Raw genomic sequence first — 18,545 nt, 5'->3', positions numbered from 1 at the left:
AGAATAAGCTTTGATCCATGAATTTCTGAATGGGGCAACCCACCTGATACTTTGTTATTATTACCCTTCGGGGTAGCTAATAATGAGGTAAAACAGGTATTTTTAGGCTGAATATATAGGCTTAAAAAGGCAAACCCGGGGAACTGAAACATCTAAGTACCCGGAGGAAAGGAAATCAATTGATACTCCCCTAGTAGCGGCGAGCGAACGGGGACCAGCCGAGCCTCAATTGTGGTTAGAATGCGTTGGAATGCGCAACCAAAGTGGGTGATAGTCCCGTATAAGAAGCATGAGAGGACGTATTAAGTAGGGCGGAACACGTGAAATTCTGTCTGAAGATCGGAGGACCACCTTCGAAGGCTAAGTACTCCTTACTGACCGATAGTGAACCAGTACCGTGAGGGAAAGGTGAAAAGCACCCCGACGAGGGGAGTGAAACAGTACCTGAAACCGAACGCCTACAATCAGTTGGAGGGGCTTTACGCCCTGACAGCGTACCTTTTGTATAATGGGTCATCGACTTGGTCTCACGAGCAAGCTTAAGCCGTTAGGTGTAGGCGCAGCGAAAGCGAGTCTTAATAGGGCGTTGAGTTCGTGGGATCAGACCCGAAACCGAGTGATCTAGGCATGGCCAGGTTGAAGGTAAGGTAACACTTACTGGAGGACCGAACCCACATCCGTTGAAAAGGATCGGGATGAGCTGTGCCTAGGGGTGAAAGGCCAATCAAACTCGGAGATAGCTGGTTCTCTGCGAAATCTATTTAGGTAGAGCGTCATCCGAATACCCTCGGGGGTAGAGCACTGGATGGGTAATGGGGTCCCACAGACTTACTGATCCTAACCAAACTCCGAATACCGAGGAGTACTAGATGGCAGACACACGGCGAATGCTAACGTCCGTCGTGAAGAGGGAAACAACCCTAACCTCCAGCTAAGGCCCCTAATTCATGGCTAAGTGGGAAAGCAGGTGAGACGACCAAAACAACCAGGAGGTTGGCTTAGAAGCAGCCATCCTTTAAAGATAGCGTAACAGCTCACTGGTCTAAATAAGTTGTCTTGCGGCGAAGATGTAACGGGGCTCAAGCCATGAGCCGAAGCTGAGGATGCATTTATTGCATGGTAGCAGAGCGTAGTGTGACATAATTCCATGTCTCTTTTGCGGGTTTCGACCCGTATTGGAGACGCGGAGTTTTCTGTGAAGCTGGCGCGTGAGCGATCCGGTGGAGAGATCACTAGTGAGAATGATGACATGAGTAGCGACAAAGAGTGTGAGAGACACTCTCGCCGAAAGTCCAAGGGTTCCTGCTTAAAGCTAATCTGAGCAGGGTAAGCCGACCCCTAAGGCGAGGCCGAAAGGCGTAGTCGATGGGAACCAGGTTAATATTCCTGGGCCAGATGGAAGTGACGGATCTCGAGGGTAGTTCATCCTTATCGGATTGAATGGGCTGCTTAGAGGTTCCTGGAAATAGCTCCATCGCTAGATCGTACCCTAAACCGACACAGGTGGACTGGTAGAGAATACCAAGGCGCTTGAGAGAACTATGTTGAAGGAACTCGGCAAAATACCTCCGTAAGTTCGCGAGAAGGAGGCCCGGTTTCTAGGCAACTAGAGGCTGGGGGCACAAACCAGGGGGTGGCGACTGTTTATTAAAAACACAGGGCTCTGCGAAGTCGCAAGACGACGTATAGGGTCTGACGCCTGCCCGGTGCCTGAAGGTTAAAAGGAGGGGTGAGAGCTCTGAATTGAAGCCCAGGTAAACGGCGGCCGTAACTATAACGGTCCTAAGGTAGCGAAATTCCTTGTCGGGTAAGTTCCGACCTGCACGAATGGCGTAACGACTTCCCCGCTGTCTCCAACATAGACTCAGCGAAATTGAATTACCTGTCAAGATGCAGGTTTCCCGCGGTTAGACGGAAAGACCCCGTGCACCTTTACTACAACTTCACACTGGCATTAGGCCGAACATGTGCAGGATAGGTGGTGGGCTTTGAAGCGTGAACGCCAGTTTGCGTGGAGCCTCCCTTGAGATACCACCCTTGTTCTGCTTGATGTCTAACCGCGGTCCGTTATCCGGATCCGGGACCCTGTGTGGTGGGTAGTTTGACTGGGGCGGTCGCCTCCTAAATCGTAACGGAGGCGCGCGAAGGTTGGCTCAGAGCGGTCGGAAATCGCTCGTTGAGTGCAATGGCAGAAGCCAGCCTGACTGCGAGACTGACAAGTCGAGCAGAGTCGAAAGACGGCCATAGTGATCCGGTGGTCCCAAGTGGGAGGGCCATCGCTCAACGGATAAAAGGTACGCCGGGGATAACAGGCTGATACTGCCCAAGAGTCCATATCGACGGCAGTGTTTGGCACCTCGATGTCGGCTCATCTCATCCTGGGGCTGGAGCAGGTCCCAAGGGTACGGCTGTTCGCCGTTTAAAGAGGTACGTGAGCTGGGTTTAGAACGTCGTGAGACAGTTCGGTCCCTATCTTCCGTGGGTGTAGGATACTTGAGAGGAGTTGCCCCTAGTACGAGAGGACCGGGGTGAACGATCCACTGGTGGACCAGTTGTTATGCCAATAGCAGTGCTGGGTAGCTATGATCGGACAGGATAACCGCTGAAGGCATCTAAGCGGGAAGCCCCCCTCAAAACAAGGTATCCCTGAGAGCCGAGGTAGACCACCTCGTCGATAGGCCAGAGATGTAAGTGCAGTAATGCATTCAGTTGACTGGTACTAATTGCTCGATAGGCTTGATTTGATCCAGTAGAAGCAAGATTAACTCTTATTCTTCGGATAAATCAGAAGCATACACATACATTAGTCGTACTGACTTGGACATTCAGAGGTTTTTCATGGTTTGGTGGTCATAGCGCGAGCAAAACACCCGATCCCATCCCGAACTCGGCAGTTAAGTGCCGTCGCGCCGATGGTACTGCGTCTTAAGACGTGGGAGAGTAGGTCACCGCCAAACCTAGTAAAACCTCTGATCTTGTATCTCTCTTCGATGCTTTATATCTATCTTGTCGCGGGATGGAGCAGCCCGGTAGCTCGTCAGGCTCATAACCTGAAGGTCGTAGGTTCAAATCCTACTCCCGCAACCAAAGAAAACCACATACTATCAATATGTTACCAGCCACCTTCGGGTGGCTTTTTGCCTTGGGAAAACTGCCGTGGAAGCACGCGGGGGAGATTCGCAAGTGTGGCAAGTGGGCAACTATGGCAAATCTCTGGAACATGTCGCTCACGGCCCTAAGGAGACATTGGCCGGCCACCAAGCATGCTGCGGTGCGGCCCGTCGGACCAGACGTCCGCTTTGAATGCGTGACGAGCACACCGCATGCTAATTCAAACAAGATCTTCGACTAGCGAGACCTTTCTTAACGGCCAACTTCGCAATTTCCAAATAACGCTGTGAATAGCCCCTAGATATGTAGGCGCTTTCTTCCCTAACTTTGAGGCAAGGAGGCCGTTATGGGGAAGCCAGATTTCAGTGAAGATTTCAAGCGCGATGCAGTCCATCAGATAACAGCGCGGGGGTATGCCGTTCGCGAGGTTTCGGAGCGGTTGGGCGTCAGTACATATTCGCTCTACAAATGGATGAAGCTCTACGCAAAAGCTGCGTCACAGGCATCATCTGTTGACCATGAAGCTGAGAACCGCAGGCTCAAGCGTGAGCTGGCGCGGATGACGGAGGAGCGCGATATCCTAAAAAAGGCAGCCGCGTACTTCGCCAAGGATGCAAGATGAAGTACGCGTTCGTGGCCGAGCATCGCCCTCAGTATTCGGTGCGCAGGATGTGTCGCTGCCTCAACATCCATCCCAGCGGGTTCTATGCATGGATTAAGAATCCATTAAGCCACCGTGCGCATGAGGATGCCCGCCAAACCAAGCTGCTCAAAGATGCGTGGAAGGACAGTGGCAAGGTTTATGGGTATCGCAAGCTTCATGATGATCTCGTTGAACAAGGCGAGACCAGTTGCCCAAATCGTATTGCCAGACTGGCCCGTTTGGCAGGTGTCCAAGCTCAGATCGGCTACAAGCGCAGGCCTGGGACGTATGGCGGCAAACCATCTGTCGTCGTCGATAATACGCTAGACCGGCAGTTTGATGTGGCAGCACCAGATACCGCATGGGTGTCAGATATTACCTACATTAAGACCTGCGAAGGGTTCTTGTATCTAGCCGTCGTCATCGACTTATACTCACGACGTGTCATCGGTTGGGCGACACAATCACGGCAGCCCACAGACCTCGTGTTGCAAGCCCTGCTCATGGCCGTTTGGCGACGCAAGCCCAAGCAACCGATCCTGATCCACACAGACCAAGGTTCGCAATACACCAGCCGAGATTGGGCGGCGTTTCTAAGGGCCCACAACATTGAGCATTCCATGAGCAGGCGCGGCAATTGCCATGACAACGCTGTCGCCGAAAGCTTCTTCAACCTACTCAAACGTGAGCGCGTTCGCCGTCGGACCTACAAAACTCGTGAGGATGCTAGACGCGACATCTTCGACTACATCGAAATGTTCTATAACCCGAAACGCAAACATACCAGAAACGGGATGCTGTCGCCCGTCGACTTCGAAAACAGACAGCAAAATGTGAACCAAGAAGGTGTCTAGGGAACTAGGGGCTATTCATGTTGAAGATCAGCAGACAATAAATTGCAGCTTACGTCAGTGTCCGAATTTCGGGGGGTAGCTCACTGAGACTTGGGGTTTTCGTCATCCTCAATTGTCGCAACTTTTTCGGCGGCGAACAAAGCACGCCGCCGTACTTCTTCACCATCGATTTTCCCGCTTTGAAACGAGGCAAGGTAAAAGTTCACCATGGGAAGATAAGGCGCGGATCGAAACGGAAGCAACATCACCCAGAGTTTAAGGCCAAGGTGGCGTGGGAAGCGCTGAAAGGCGAAGAGACGGTCAGCGAGTTGGCCAGTCGGTTCGGGGTGCACCCGACGATGATCCATCAGTGGAAGCGGGCTCTGCTTGAGGGCGCGTCTGGTGTATTTGAGCGCGGCGGCCGGAAAGCACCGGAAGTTGATGAAGAGCAGGTCAAAGACCTGCACTCGAAGATCGGGGAGCTGGCCGTTGCCAACGATTTTTTTGCCAGAAAGCTCAAACACTGGACCGGCAAGTGAGGCGCGAGATGATTGAACCGAACCTGCCTGGCCTGTCGGTTGGCAAGCAATGTGCGTTGCTGTCGATCTCGCGGTCGTCGTTTTATTATGAAGCGAAGGGCGAGAGCGAAATGAACCTCGATCCGATGCGCCTGATCGATAAGCAGTTTCTGGAGGCCCCGTTTTACGGTGTGCGTCAGATGACATGGCATCTGCGTAATGATGATCACGTGGTCAATGAGAAGCGGATCAGACGTCTGATGCGGTTGATGGGCCTTATGCCGGTTTACCAGAAGCCCAACACCAGCAAAGCCGCAAAGGGGCACAAGATTTACCCCTACCTGTTACGCGGCCTTCGCGTTGATCGGCCCAATCAGGTTTGGTGCGCCGACATCACATATCTGCCAATGCGGCGCGGGTTCTTGTATCTTGTGGCAATCATGGACTGGCACACCCGCAAGGTACTGGCTTGGCGCATCTCAAACACGCTGGAGGCAGGGTTTTGCGTCGATACGTTGAACGAAGCGATCCACAAGTTCGGCCCGCCTGAGATCATGAACACGGACCAAGGCAGCCAGTTCACGTCGTTTGCCTGGACGGACAGATTGCGGCGCTCAAACGTGCGTATCTCAATGGATGGCAAAGGCCGGTTCCTCGACAACATCTTTGTCGAACGCCTGTGTCGATCATTGAAATACGAATGCGTGTACCTGCATGCCTGGGAAACAGGATCAGAGGCGAAGGCAGGCGTCAGAAAGTGGATCGACTTCTACAACCACAAGCATCTACATTCCGCCCTTGGCGGCAAGCCACCAGCCGTGGTCTATTGGCAGAGAAATGAAACAACCAACCCCCCTTACGGTGATGTAAACATCAGCTGCCGGGCAACGGATCAGCAGGTGCAAAGAGTAGCTTAACTTACGCCAGAACCTGTCCAATAAATGGGGAGTAGCTCAGTCAGAGATTTTGCACTAGAACCGCGTCAGTTGTTCTCTTGTGTGGCACATGACATCTGTCGTTCATCAACCTGGACTACAAAACGTTTTGGCAGTTGGAAGCAGGCCGATTTCGAAGATGATGATCTGGCCGACCAAGCTATCTTGGACAGTAGGTTTGTCTTGATGGGCCGTGCAATTGCAGCCTAAGATTTAGATCATGTATGATCGTGCCCATTTGACGTGGATTTTTTTGCCAATTTTGCCATTTGCACTGGGCTTTACTGTGCTCGAATTGCTCAGTGACGGGACGACTGATTTGCTGACCCGCATGTTAGAAACTGATAGCTTTTTTCCGGGCAATCTGGACTTACGGTTTTATAACGGGTTAATCATCTACTCTGCTGTGGGGTTGTTTCATATATCGAGTTGTTTCGCTGTAATTTGTCTTATGATATCAAAGATTTGGGAGCTGTCTCCTAAGGCCAGAAGCCAAAGCCTTCTTGTGTTGGGCGTATCAGTGCTCATGCTTGTCTTGGTCAATGCTTTGGCCCGCCACGAGGATTTCTTGGGCGCGTTGAATCTGACTTACCGATCAACCTGCGCGGTTTTGGTTAAGGCGGGTGTGGCCCCTCACGTCTTGCCAGAAGGGTGCAGTGATCCAGGTTTGAGCATTTTGGCCTGGTTCGCTGTTTTGCCGTATCTCTTTGGACTATTGGCAGCGGCTTCGGCATCTGCAGTTGTAAGCACGGGCCAGAGCATCAAGAATTTGGAAGCACATCTGGGGTTGGTCGATCTGACTTTTCAGACGACAGCCTTCGTTTTGGTAACGAGCACAATTACGCTGATGCTATTCTATCACCTGCCTCTGGCGGTTGTGGCAGACGGCACAGCACGGGAATTGATCCGCGGTTTTGCACAAGGGATGGCGCTGTTCTGGGGGATCGTGTTCACCCTGACCCTTTTGTTCATTTTTGGACCCAGCAATTTTATGCTCCGCAGAGCACTGGAAGACGAGCCAGTCATAAAAGAAGATCTGCGTGGAAGGATCGAAAGGCGCAGTACGAGATATCAAGTCACTAGGATTCTTACTATCTTGGCACCACTTCTTGTCGGCTCCTCGGCATCAATTTTGGAAATGATTACGCAGGCCTTGTGAATCGAGGTTGGGATTTGGTCTGGCGGGCGAGGCCGTCTCGCATCCGAGATCAGTTCTGTTGATGTTTAAAAAGACTTCATCTGCCGCAAAGGTATGTTCAGGCCAAATGAAGTATTGATACCGCCTAGGACGCCAAGCTGTTATCAAAACATTCAAGTCGCTATCCAGCAATTCAGCCACTAACATTTCGGCCGGCGCTGACGTTTTCAATAATTCTGCCAGATATTACAGTTTGTTGGGACAAGTTCCATCAGGTCTCCGTGCGACCGGTGGGATTTTTCCTGCCATCCAGTCGGCGTGCCAACGATAATGATATCGTCCGCTTATCGCGTAATCAGGCCAATGACACGGGGTCTCTATTCCCGGTGGAAGAACCGTTGTGGCGTCCCCAAAGGTCTTGTCAAAATCCTCTTGGTTCATGTTGGTTGAACTCAAATTACTGAGGTCTGTCGACACAAGAAAATTCATTTCGATGGTGTGCACATCTAGGCGAGTAGAAGTCATAATTGCGCTTGAAAGATCGACCCCGATCAATCGCGACTTCCAAAAATGGGCGTTTTGCAGTTCCGAATAGCTGAGATCTGTTTCTAATAACTGTGCAAAGGAAAAGTCAGCGCCCTGCAAGTCAGAACCGGCAAGAGACGTTCCCTCTAACCCCGCTCCGGTAAAGTTCGCATCCCGCAGATTGGCTCCTCCGAATTTAACGCCTTCAAGTTCAGTTGAAGAAAAATCAGCTTCAGGTAGCTGCAGAAATTGACGTACGGGTACCCCATCGTCTGACAGAGCTGCATCGTTTTCATCCTCTTCTTCCACATCGTACGTAAGATCGGCCCATTGCATTTGTGCACCAACAAATCGAACGCCTTTCAGGAATGCACGCGATAGGTTTGCACCTTGCAATGAGGCACCACTTAGGTTCACATTTTGCATATGTGCGGACTTGAAAACCGCGCCAGACGCATCAGCACCTTTTAGGTTCGCCCCCGTCAAGTCCGCTTTTTCAAGATCAATGCCGGCCATAAAGGCAAAAGACAGATCGGCACCGCGCAGGTCCCTATTCTCAAGGTTCTGATGGTCAAGAGAATGCGTAAGCGACTGCCACAGACGGCGGGCTTCTTTGTCAAAGTTGATTTTCTGTTCAGCCGTCCAGGCGGCATAGGGTACGTCAATGCCTTCTCTGCGCGCAAATTCGGACGTGATCTCTTTTCGCCAATCCTCCCAAACAAGCCAATCTCTGGGCCTTACACTCAGGTGTGCTTCACGAAGATTGGCGCGCGAAAGAGGAATGAGCTTTGTCAGACGCTCGGAGGCAATAGGGTAGGCTGCCAGCAACGTGTCAAAGCCTTTGGTACGCCCATAGGACGTTAAGATTAGGGCAGCGCATACCGCAATGCTGCTTACGATCCGAATTGGCCGCATTGCCGTTGGCGAAGGTGCCTTTTTTCCCAATTGGGCGCGTGCGGCACTGATCGCATACAGTCCGACGTCCAGCGTGACCCAGAGGCAAACCGCTGCAACAATCGTTATAAGCGGTTCATGGGCAGGCATGGAGCGCCACCAGACAAATGCAAGAACAACCCAGCAGAAAGCCCAACCTAAAAGTACTGCGATGATCACGGTCCAAATCCCAAGGATGCGGGCAGGCATTGATCCATCGTGCCTGACATGATTGCGATACCAAAGCGCAGCAATTGTAAAAATTGTTGGGACGATCAATTCAGCAAGTGGGGTCATCTCGTCTGTTTCGGGATCGGGTGGTATCTGATCAATCTTTCCGAGTGCATCCCACAGTCCGAAAAGGAAAATATTCATGTAGCAATAAAATGCCGTCACCAGGAGAGGAGCTGCGAGAAAGAACGCATCTGTCGGCACTTCCACACCAATTATGGGCAGAGTTGTCGAAGCGCCATGTGCGAAAAAGTCACTGTCTTTGTGAGCCATGATGGTAATGCCGACGAAAATCAGCAAACCAAGAAGGCCCAGCCACGTAGTGCGCGCGGTTTGAGCAAGGTTGGAGATATGGCTAAGTCGGATTTCGGTATTCATCGCGATAGCGCTCCAGACCGGTAGACATCGAAGTGAACAACAGTTCCAAAAAATTGGCAACGATCAATGATTGCGCCAGATTTTGAAATCGAGCTAAGGTCTTAGCGCGCGGAGGGCAGATCTGTCCGCTGAGTGTGAATTGCCCGGCTATAAGACTTCGCATTTGCAGCGAAAGTCGGCAATGACGGGCCGCGTCGCAGCATCTCGTCGGACGGATCAACGGCAGCAATGGGCCGTCTTAGGCAATACGAGAAGGGTAGATTCGGTCTGACGCCGCGAAGCGGGAATGGCAGATGTGGGCCCATGGTGTTGGTTTCTGCACGTTGCATGAATGGGTGCAAAGCTGCCATTACTCTTCTAATTCACGGTCCTAAGCCTCATATGCATGAGGATTGAAGGGGAGCGGGTTTCAGGACGCCAATGCCACCGGTGCATCGATTTATGGTATGCGTAAAGCCTTCGCCTTGCGTCACGCTCAGTCGATCGAACAGCGCCAGAATGGCCAGCGTCGACATACCTTGGGTCGGCAACCCCGTATTGTAGAGAGTCACAAGCGATATTGTGACTGTAAGAGGGGTTTGCGGTTCGGCACTGTAGCTTTCGAAATCCACTTGCGGCAGCGGGCTTCTCTGCGCTTCGAGAAAGCGGGCATGGGTGTTGGCGATAACGCCGCGATAGTAGCTGTCAGTGCCGATTTTCGTGGCAACGCAGTGCGGTCGGAAAAGACACCTGGCAGGCCAAGAGCAGTTTCACTCATCTCACTTTTTATTCATTTCGCGCGCCGAGACGCGCCTGACCTTGGCGCAGCAGTTTCGTGCAAGAGTGGCCTTATCACAGTGATTTGCATACGAACGTCCGTCGCAGGGCAGCGCGCAAACTATATTGAACAAGACCTGCGCCAGCTAGAGGCGTGCCGGGCGTCCGGTTCAATTCAGGGTTTGCCGGCCAGCATTGCCTCGACCAGCTTTTGCACACGCAGCGCCTCTTTGGCAGTGGCCAGTCGGTTCGTTTTGCCGTCGAGACATAGCCTCAGATCGTCAAGCTGTGCTTTCAGGCTGGTTGCTCTGGGGTCCTCCGGCCGTTCCCGGATCTCGGTGAACGCGCCGCCATCCGAAACGGCATCGACATAGAAATCGGTGATGCGTCGGCTGGCTCTGCTTCCCTTGATTGTCAACTCCTGACGGTCCGGTTGTGCACCGCCGACACTGGCCATGATTGTTACAGGTCGACCATCCGAGGTTTCAAGACGGGCCAGCATATGGGTTTCGCACAGCGCAGGATCGTCCGGAAAGGACGGGCGTGCCCAGACAACCGTCAGTGGCCCAAGGATACGTTCCGAAAAAAACAGGAAATGCGAGATTACTTCCCGCGTCATGCCGCCTTCGTCGCGAAACCTAAGCCAATCGGCCGCCTTCTGCCAAGCGCGCGGCCAAGCCCCATAGGTTACGACGATATCGGCCCCGAGGACATCGCCCAGCACGCCACTGCGCGCAGCTTTGCTCACGTCCGTGAGGGCCGACCCTGCCGCCTGGGTAAAGTTGACAGCGACGGGAACACCGAAAGATGCCAGCCGGTCCACGAGGTCTTCGCTCTCGGCGACATCCACGCCCAGCGGTTTTTCAAGAAACAGTGCCTTGCCTGCAGCGGCGGCAGTTAACGCATAGGCCTTGCGCGGTGCCGGTGGGCAGGACAGATAGATCAGGTCAGCGGCATCCATTGCGGCCTCCGCGCTGGTCGCGATGGCCGCATCCGGGGCCAATCGCACCGCTTGCGCGCAGGCCTCTGGATCCGGGTCCCAAAGTGCGATCGGTTCATATCCATTGTGCCGGACCATGTGTTCGAGCATTCGCCGCCCCATGATCCCCAGACCGATGAGTGCTGTCTTAACGGCCATGTTGCCTTCCTTCATTGGGTTTTCCCGTCCAGCAATGCAGTCTGCATCATCATGTGAATGCCTTTGTTGCCATTCACGGTTTGCGTCACCCGCAAATCGCCTGCAAGCGAACACAGCATGTAGGCGTCTTCGCGGCTGAGCCCGGTGCGATCGGTGATCCAGACAATCATGTCCCTCAGCGCCATTTCAACACAGCGGTCCAAATCCTCGTGCATGCCCATGGTAATTAGGTGCGTCGGGGTCTTGGCGCGCGGAAAGTAGATCGGCATATCGTCGCGAACGGTGAGCCGGAACGTGCCTTCCAGAGCCGTTTCAATCGCCGTTACGCAGACCTCGCCATCGCCCTGTACGCCATGACCGTCTCCGCACGAGAACATCGCGCCTTCGGTGAAAATCGGCAGGTAAAGTGTTGTGCCGGCCACCAGCTCCTTGTTGTCTATATTTCCGCCGTGCGCCCGCGGCTGGATTGTCGAAACCCGACCCCAGTTCGTCGGTGGTGCCACTCCCATCACGCCGAAGAACGGCTTCAGCGGCAGCGCGAGCCCCCATTGCAGCTCTGCCGTCATTGTGTCCTGGTCCAGCGGGATCGTGACTATGCGACCGGTTTGAAAGTCATCGGGCAATGTTCCTGCCAATGGCCGTATCATGTTCCAACCCCAGTCCTGGCGCAGTTGGATATCGAGGATCTGAACCTCCAGAACATGCCCGGGTTTCGCCCCGGCCACGGCCACCGGCCCGGTCAGGATGTGCCCCGGCACCTGACGATGCGAACGCGCATGGATGTCCAAAAGCTCAGGTGGGATGTGAAACCCGGCATCCGTTGGCGGAATTTGATCGGGCCCGCCCGATACCGTCTCTATGACAATCGTTTCACCGCTTTGAATTTCCAGAGCAGGGGCAACAGTGGCGTCGAAATATCCCCATGCACAGGTTTCGGGACTGGCTTTAAGTCGGTGGATCATGATGTCGACCTTGCGCTATTATCTGAACAGATCAAAACCCGACCGCTGCGCCGTCTTTGCGCGGGTCAGAGCCTCCTGCATACCCGCCGCCCGCAAGACGATGGATCAACTGGGCACCGCCAAAGCCAAATGCTGTATCCGGCTCTTCCATTGCCAGCGAATGTCCGAGCCCTGCGAGCGTTTCAAGAGTGCGTGAAGGCAGCGTCGTCTCGCAGGCTACACCAAGTCCTTCGGTCACCCGCCAGCGTGGGGCATCAGCGGCCATTTGCGGATCCTGCCCCCAAAGCTGGGTGCGCAGCACCATTTGCAGGTGCCCCTGCGCCTGCATCGGGCCACCCATAACGCCAAAACTCATGATAGGTTGCGTTTTTCCCATCAGGAAACCGGGGATGATCGTGTGAAACGGCCGCTTCCCAGGGCCCACAACATTTGGGCTATTGGGATCAAGGGAGAAGCCCCAACCGCGGTTTTGTAGGTGGATACCCGTTTTGGGCACTGCCACGCCTGATCCAAACCCGGCATAGTTCGACTGAATGAAAGACACCATCATGCCCGACGCGTCGGCGGTTGTCAGATAGACAGTGCCCCCGCTTTTGGGCGCACCCGCGCCAAAATCCTGGGCCCGCAACGGATCAATCAGCTTTGCCCGCTCGGCCAGATAGCCATCGTCCAGCATGTCTGCGGCGGAAACCTGTGCCATGTGGGCAATGTCGCCTACAAATTTCTCAGTGTCGGCAAGAGCGAGCTTCATTGCTTCAATCTGAAGATGCATGGCGCGCGGGTCATCAGCGTCAAGATCGCGAATGTCGGTGTGTTCCAGAATGCCCAGCCCCATCAGCGCCGCGATACCCTGTCCATTCGGGGGGATTTCGTGCAACGCCGCGTCTCCAAATCCTTTCGAGATCGTGCCGCACCAATCAGCGCGATGCGCGGCAAGGTCATCAAGGGTCATCACGCCGGCATTGGCCTCCGAGAAGGCGATCATGGCTTCGGCAAGTTCGCCCTGGTAGAAGGCCGCGCCTTTTGTTTCGGCAATCAGGCGCAGGCTGCGGGCAAGGGCACGATTGGCATACCGCTCTCCAGCGCGGGGGGCCTTCCCGTCCGGCAGAAAGTTTTCGGCAAACCCCGGCTGGTCGTGCAGTTTCTCACCGCCGCGTTCCCATAACTGCGCGATTTTTGGCGAGACAGGAAATCCGCGCTCGGCATAGCCGATGGCAGGCTCAAACAGGGTTTCAAATGGGAGTGAGCCGAATTTCTGTGATAATTCGACCCAGGCGGACACCGCACCGGGCACTGTCACGCTATCCCAGCCATGCATGGGCATTTCATCGCGTCCGGAAAATTTGTCGAGCGACCAGGCAGCCGGGGCACGACCCGATGCGTTTAGCCCATGCAGCTGCTTGCCATCCCAAAGAATAGCGAACGCGTCTGATCCCACGCCGTTGCCCGTCGGCTCCACTACAGTGAGCGTGATCGCAGTGGCCACTGCCGCATCTGCGGCATTGCCGCCGTGCGCCAGCATTGAAAGACCAGCCTGCGCTGCCAGCGGTTGAGAGGTCGAAACGATGTTGTCTGCCAAGACGGCCGAGCGGCGTGACGGATAAATGTGCGAAGAACGCAATTGCATCAAATTGACCTTTCCAAATGTTGTCCTGCGGCTGCATTCGACGGCCTCAGGGCGAGTGTCTCACCGGGAATCCATTGCGGATTTTAGGGGTGGCGACCAGAGGCTGATCGTTAGGTTGATGTGGTCGCGCAACGCTGCAGCGGCATCATCTGCGTTCCGGCCTTGTAGGGCGTCAAGGATTGGCTGATGTGCCTCAGTTGGCGTGACAGCCCGTTTCGCGGGTTTTGAGTGACCAAAAGTTCGCAAATGCATGTGCAACATGCAGCGTGTCAGGATCGGTTCGAGTGCGTTCATGCTAGAGTGTCGAAACAATGTTAGATGGAATTTGCGATCAAGCTCGCTGAGCGCATAGGAATCGCCTTGTTTGGCGGCGGCGTCCATACGCGACAAGCAGTCCTGAAGCTCTGCGAAATCATCTTCGGTTAACCCATCGGTGGCATGGCGGACGCCCTCCATCTCTAGTTTGATGCGGATCTCTGCCATTTGCACGCCTTCGATCAGCGAGCTGCGTGTCACGGTCGTGCCATGATAGCCGCGCCTCTGCACAAGGCCTTCTTCCTGCAAACGCATCAACGCCTCGCGCACTGTACCCTGCGAAAAGTTAAATTTGCTTCCGATTTGTGGCTCAGAAAGCGTCTCGCCTGCCTGAATTTCGCGCAAGAGGATCGCGCGGCGGATTTCGTGAAACAAAGCGTCACCCTTGGTTTTCCAGGGTACTAAGCTTTGTCCAAGCGAAGAATTTTTCGTCAGGTCCACGTGAACTCGCCCATTGTTGTATCAAACTGAATCTATAGATATCGATATCGATAATTAGTTTACAGGATAGGAAAACGTGGCTACGGTCAACCGTATTGAAGACAAAAAAACGGTGATTTGCCAAAATACTACGGACGGCGCTCACCGATACCCGGCGTTTCCAATAGCGAGGCCTAAACTTGAAAGACTTGCTTGTAATCAAGGATCTGGTAGTTGAATTTCGCACGCCTGAAGGCGTGGTTCAGGCCGTCAACGGCATTTCCTATTCGGTTGCACCCGGTGAAATCGTTGCGATCGTAGGCGAGTCGGGAAGTGGTAAGTCGGTGGGTGCCCGCGCGATCCTTGGGTTGATTCCAAGTCCGCCGGGTAAGATCGTTTCCGGGTCGATTGCCTTTGACGACATTGACCTGCTGGGCTTGGACGACAAATCGATCCGGGACGTGCGCGGCAAAGAAATTGCGATGGTGTTTCAGGAACCAATGACCTCGTTGAATCCGGTCATCTCGATTGGGCGTCAGCTGACCGAGGCGATGAAGCTGCACCTGAATATGTCACAAAAAGAGGCGAATGCGCGCGGCGTTGAACTATTAGAGAAAGTCGGCATATCAGACCCTGAAGGACGTCTGAGCCAATACCCGCATCAACTGAGCGGAGGCATGCGCCAACGTGTGATGATCGCGATGGCCCTGTCTTGTTATCCAAAACTGATACTGGCGGACGAGCCGACAACGGCTTTGGACGTGACGGTTCAGGCGCAGGTGCTGTCTCTGATGAAGGACCTCTGTCGGGAGATGGGTGTTGCGCTGGTTATCATCACGCATAATCTTGGGATCGTTGCGCGCTATGCGCACCGCGTAAATGTCATGTACGCCGGAAAAATCGTCGAAACCGGGATCGCCGCTGCGCTTTATGCGAACCCCAGCCATCCCTATACACTCGGACTTCTCAATTCCGTTCCCCGGTTGGATCAGGTGCGCGGCACGCAGATCGAGCCGATCCCGGGCAGCCCGCCGGACCTCGCAGATCTGGGTCCCGGCTGTGCCTTCGAGCCGCGGTGCCGTTTTGCGACGGCCCGATGTCGCGCCGAAACACCACCGATGATCGATATCAGCGATGCCCACAGCTCGGCTTGCTGGGAAGTCGATGCCCTCCATCAGGAGACTGCGGCATGACCAATAGCGCCGTAGCCATCGCCCCGTCCCAAGGGGCCCAGGACAAGTTGATTGAGGTCGAAAACCTCAAGGTGCATTTTCCGGTGCGCAAGGGCACGATCTTCGAAAAAACCGTGGGGCATGTGAAGGCCGTTGATGGTGCCAGTTTTGACATCCACCGTGGCGAAACCCTTGGGCTGGTTGGTGAATCCGGGTGCGGCAAGACCACCATTGGACGGTGTTTGTTGCGCCTGGAAACGCCGACCGAAGGCCAGATCAAGTTCGACGGACACCAGATTGCCGGTATGGCCGGCAGTGCGGCATTGCATTACCGGCGTCAGGTGCAGGCAGTGTTTCAGGACCCGTTCAGTTCACTCAACCCGCGCATGTCTGTGGGCGATATCATCGCGGAACCGATACGCATCCACGACCGGGGCATGAACTTTGTGGGTCGGGCGCGGCGCGTCAAGGAATTGCTCGCGCTTTGCGGTCTGCCCGCCAACCTTGCAGATCGCTATCCGCACGAAATGTCCGGTGGACAACGTCAGCGCGTCGGGATCGCCCGGGCGCTTGCCCTGCGCCCAGAATTTATCGTCTGTGATGAGGCGGTTTCCGCGCTCGATGTGTCAATCCAGGCGCAGATCATCCGCCTGCTGGAAGACCTGCGCGAAGAGTTTGGGCTGACCTATCTTTTCATCGGACACGATCTGAGCGTGGTGCGCCATATCTGTCACCGGGTCGCCGTCATGTATCTGGGCAAGATTGTTGAAATCGGCGATTGTGACGCGATCTTTTCCGATCCCCGGCATCCCTATACGCGGGCCCTGCTGGACGCGGTGCCGGTACCGGACCCCGAGATCGAGCAAAAACGCCCGCACAGCTTTGTCTCTGGCGAGGTGCCCAGCCCGATGAATCCGCCGTCTGGCTGTGTGTTCCACCCGCGCTGCCCAAAAGCCCGTGACAGCTGTCGGGTGGATGTTCCCAAGACCATTTTCACTGACGACGGTCGCAAGGTGGCCTGCCCCTTTGCATGAGCGTTCAAAACCAAAATACCATAACCAAAAGGGAGATCTAAAATGGATGACAATACATATAAAAACCTGACCCAGACGCAGAGGGCAAAATTCGACACAGAGCTATCTGACGCCTATGATTTTGACCGTCGTGATCCGATGTTCGGGCTGTCCCGGGACGACATGTCGGGTCCCAAATTGAAACGTCGTGCGGTGCTGCGCCTGATGGCGGCGGCGGGCACGCTGACCGCTGCAAACATGCTGCCGGCCGGTGGCCTGATCCGCGGTGCCCAAGCCGCGGGTACCCCGGGCGGCACTCTGACCTGCGGGTGGTCCGGTGTGGGCCAGATTGTCACGCTTGACCCCGCCCAGATCAATCAGGTGGTACAATTCCAGATCATGTCAAATGTGCTGAGCGGTCTGATGCACATCAATCGGGATCTGGTTGCCGAAGGCGATCTTGCCGAGGGCTGGGAGGTCTCCGCCGACGGCACGCAGTACGTCTTCAAACTGCGCGAGGGCGTGACTTTCCACAACGGAGATGCCTTTACGGCTGACGACGTTCTTTACACCTACAACCGGTCGAAAGATCCCGAAAAATCGATCCATTCTCGGGTCTTGAGTAATGTGACCGGGCTTGAGAAGCTCAACGATCTTGAGGTCAAGTTCACGCTGGCCAAGCCTCAGGCCTCGTTCCTGACCAAGACGTTGGAACGCTCCAGCGGTCGGGCCATGACCATCGTCAGCGGCCGTGCGCTCGAGGAGATGGGCAATTCGGACTACGGGATGGCACCGGTAGGCACAGGTCCGTTCAAGGTGGTCGAGCACCAGCTCGGTCAGGGCGTCGTGCTTGAGAAATTCGAGAACTACTATGACCCTGAGCGCCCGAAGCTGGACAAGGTCATCATCAAACCGATCAGCGATGCCGAACCGCTGGCCGCAGCATTGGAATCCGGCGACATCCAGCTGATCGGCGGCAATCCGGTTCCCAGCGAACTGGTGGACCGGTTTGTGGCCAATCCCGATCTGGTGGTGGACGAAACACCCGGTCCGGGCTTCCAGTCAATCTGGATCAACCCATGGCACGAGAATATGACGGTGTCGGATTTCAACAAGCCCCTGTCCGAACTGATGAAGGAAAAAGGCTTCATGGTGCGTCTGGCAATCGCCAAGGCGTTTGATCGGGATCGCTTTCTCAAGATCGCCCATTTCGGACGCGGAACGCCGGCCTTTGGCACGATCAATCCGGCCATGGGCTTTTACTACGACGAGGCGATTTCCGAAACCAGTAACCAGCGGTTTGACCCCGAAGGCGCACGGCAGTTGATGGCGGATGCGGGCTATCCCGGCGGGGAGGGGTTTCCGACCCTGAGGTTGACCTGCACGCCGACGGGACGCCGCGAGGCGCAGGTCGCCGCCTCCATCCTGAAGGAGAACTTGGGCATCACGGTTGAGCTGGATACCAAGGAATGGACCGTCAATGTTGAAGAGTTCGATGCGATGACATGGGACCTGCGGACATCGGGCAGTGGTGGTGACTTTGACCCCGATGATGGTCTGGTGGACTGGATGCAGACCGCATCCAAATTCAACGGGCGTAAACGCGACAAGGACAAAATGCCCTTCGGTTACTTCTCGGACAGTGAAGTCGACAGTCTCGTCGACCAGCAAAGTGTGGAGGCCGATCCGGAGAAGCGCAAGGCACTGGTCCAGCAGGCCAACAAGATCACCTCTGACAAGGTGGCCTCGGTGTTCAGCTATCACCCTTCGGACATCCTGGTTCACAGCGCCAACCTGGACTTCCCTGAGCAGAGCCGGATCCCCGGACTGGTCGACCTTGACCGGGTGTCGTTCAAGTCGTGATCCGCTGACACGCGGCGCTATCCCGCATCCGGTT

Annotated in this window: 11 protein-coding genes, 1 tRNA gene, 2 rRNA genes and 1 pseudogene (1 of these 15 cut by a window edge); 9 read left to right on the top strand and 6 right to left on the bottom strand. The window is 54.8% G+C overall.

Annotated elements, in window-relative coordinates; all coding sequences use genetic code 11:
* The 6 genes and pseudogenes from C1J02_RS17850 to C1J02_RS17825 all read left to right on the top strand — a co-directional run.
* Positions 1 to 2,744, top strand: a 23S ribosomal RNA gene (locus C1J02_RS17850); it begins 89 nt to the left of the window's first position.
* A 98-nt stretch (positions 2,745 to 2,842) separates the two neighbouring features.
* Positions 2,843 to 2,957, top strand: a 5S ribosomal RNA gene (gene rrf, locus C1J02_RS17845).
* A gap of 53 nt (positions 2,958 to 3,010) precedes the next feature.
* Positions 3,011 to 3,087, top strand: a tRNA-Met gene (locus tag C1J02_RS17840).
* 370 nt (positions 3,088 to 3,457) lie between these two features.
* A protein-coding gene (locus tag C1J02_RS17835) for an IS3 family transposase (RefSeq protein ID WP_114878826.1) occupies positions 3,458 to 4,608 on the top strand; the annotation gives its coding sequence in 2 pieces (ribosomal slippage) (positions 3,458 to 3,704 and positions 3,704 to 4,608; 1,152 coding nt in all).
* A gap of 215 nt (positions 4,609 to 4,823) precedes the next feature.
* Positions 4,824 to 6,022, top strand: a pseudogene (locus tag C1J02_RS17830) (IS3 family transposase).
* Positions 6,023 to 6,260: 238 nt separating this feature from the next.
* Positions 6,261 to 7,199 (top strand): hypothetical protein, encoded by a 939-nt coding sequence (locus C1J02_RS17825; protein ID WP_114879776.1) that lies wholly within the window; start codon positions 6,261 to 6,263, stop codon positions 7,197 to 7,199.
* 225 nt (positions 7,200 to 7,424) lie between these two features.
* Here the strand turns inward: C1J02_RS17825 and C1J02_RS17820 are convergent, their stop codons facing one another.
* From C1J02_RS17820 to C1J02_RS17795, 6 genes are all read right to left on the bottom strand, one after another.
* The gene (locus tag C1J02_RS17820) at positions 7,425 to 9,245 is read right to left on the bottom strand and encodes a pentapeptide repeat-containing protein (RefSeq protein ID WP_114879775.1); all 1,821 of its coding nucleotides are present in this window, start codon (positions 9,243 to 9,245) and stop codon (positions 7,425 to 7,427) included.
* A 377-nt stretch (positions 9,246 to 9,622) separates the two neighbouring features.
* Positions 9,623 to 9,940 (bottom strand): gamma-glutamyltransferase, encoded by a 318-nt coding sequence (locus tag C1J02_RS21320; protein WP_114879774.1) that lies wholly within the window; start codon positions 9,938 to 9,940, stop codon positions 9,623 to 9,625.
* A 236-nt stretch (positions 9,941 to 10,176) separates the two neighbouring features.
* The gene (locus C1J02_RS17810) at positions 10,177 to 11,139 is read right to left on the bottom strand and encodes a Gfo/Idh/MocA family protein (protein WP_114880696.1); all 963 of its coding nucleotides are present in this window, start codon (positions 11,137 to 11,139) and stop codon (positions 10,177 to 10,179) included.
* Between the two features lie 11 nt (positions 11,140 to 11,150).
* Positions 11,151 to 12,101, bottom strand: coding sequence for an acetamidase/formamidase family protein (locus C1J02_RS17805; protein WP_114879773.1), 951 nt, complete (start codon positions 12,099 to 12,101; stop codon positions 11,151 to 11,153).
* A gap of 31 nt (positions 12,102 to 12,132) precedes the next feature.
* The gene (locus tag C1J02_RS17800) at positions 12,133 to 13,728 is read right to left on the bottom strand and encodes a gamma-glutamyltransferase family protein (protein ID WP_114879772.1); all 1,596 of its coding nucleotides are present in this window, start codon (positions 13,726 to 13,728) and stop codon (positions 12,133 to 12,135) included.
* Between the two features lie 60 nt (positions 13,729 to 13,788).
* Positions 13,789 to 14,418, bottom strand: coding sequence for a GntR family transcriptional regulator (locus C1J02_RS17795; RefSeq protein WP_162798374.1), 630 nt, complete (start codon positions 14,416 to 14,418; stop codon positions 13,789 to 13,791).
* Positions 14,419 to 14,663: 245 nt separating this feature from the next.
* Between C1J02_RS17795 and C1J02_RS17790 the strand changes: the two genes are divergently transcribed.
* From C1J02_RS17790 to C1J02_RS17780, 3 genes are read left to right on the top strand one after another with little or no spacing between them, the layout of a single operon-like run.
* Positions 14,664 to 15,656 carry an ABC transporter ATP-binding protein gene (locus tag C1J02_RS17790; RefSeq protein ID WP_114879770.1) on the top strand — a complete coding sequence of 331 codons (993 nt, stop codon included), beginning with the start codon at positions 14,664 to 14,666 and terminating at the stop codon, positions 15,654 to 15,656.
* The gene (locus tag C1J02_RS17785) at positions 15,653 to 16,669 is read left to right on the top strand and encodes an ABC transporter ATP-binding protein (RefSeq protein ID WP_114879769.1); all 1,017 of its coding nucleotides are present in this window, start codon (positions 15,653 to 15,655) and stop codon (positions 16,667 to 16,669) included. Before C1J02_RS17790 ends, C1J02_RS17785 begins: the two co-directional genes overlap by 4 nt.
* Positions 16,670 to 16,711: 42 nt before the next feature.
* Positions 16,712 to 18,511, top strand: a complete 1,800-nt coding sequence (locus C1J02_RS17780) for an ABC transporter substrate-binding protein (RefSeq protein WP_114879768.1) — start codon at positions 16,712 to 16,714, stop codon at positions 18,509 to 18,511.
* Positions 18,512 to 18,545: the final 34 nt, after the last annotated feature.

This window comes from Sulfitobacter sp. SK011, assembly GCF_003352065.1.
Lineage (GTDB): Bacteria > Pseudomonadota > Alphaproteobacteria > Rhodobacterales > Rhodobacteraceae > Sulfitobacter.
This window is presented reverse-complemented; position numbering and strand designations above follow the sequence as displayed.

Bases quoted from the DNA above. Each gene is read 5' to 3' on its own strand.
- C1J02_RS17825 (WP_114879776.1), top strand. From the start codon at position 6,261: ATGTATGATCGTGCCCATTTGACGTGGATTTTTTTGCCAATTTTGCCA.
- C1J02_RS17820 (WP_114879775.1), bottom strand. From the start codon at position 9,245: ATGAATACCGAAATCCGACTTAGCCATATCTCCAACCTTGCTCAAACC.
- C1J02_RS17810 (WP_114880696.1), bottom strand. From the start codon at position 11,139: ATGGCCGTTAAGACAGCACTCATCGGTCTGGGGATCATGGGGCGGCGA.
- C1J02_RS17805 (WP_114879773.1), bottom strand. From the start codon at position 12,101: ATGATCCACCGACTTAAAGCCAGTCCCGAAACCTGTGCATGGGGATAT.
- C1J02_RS17800 (WP_114879772.1), bottom strand. From the start codon at position 13,728: ATGCAATTGCGTTCTTCGCACATTTATCCGTCACGCCGCTCGGCCGTC.
- C1J02_RS17785 (WP_114879769.1), top strand. From the start codon at position 15,653: ATGACCAATAGCGCCGTAGCCATCGCCCCGTCCCAAGGGGCCCAGGAC.
- C1J02_RS17780 (WP_114879768.1), top strand. From the start codon at position 16,712: ATGGATGACAATACATATAAAAACCTGACCCAGACGCAGAGGGCAAAA.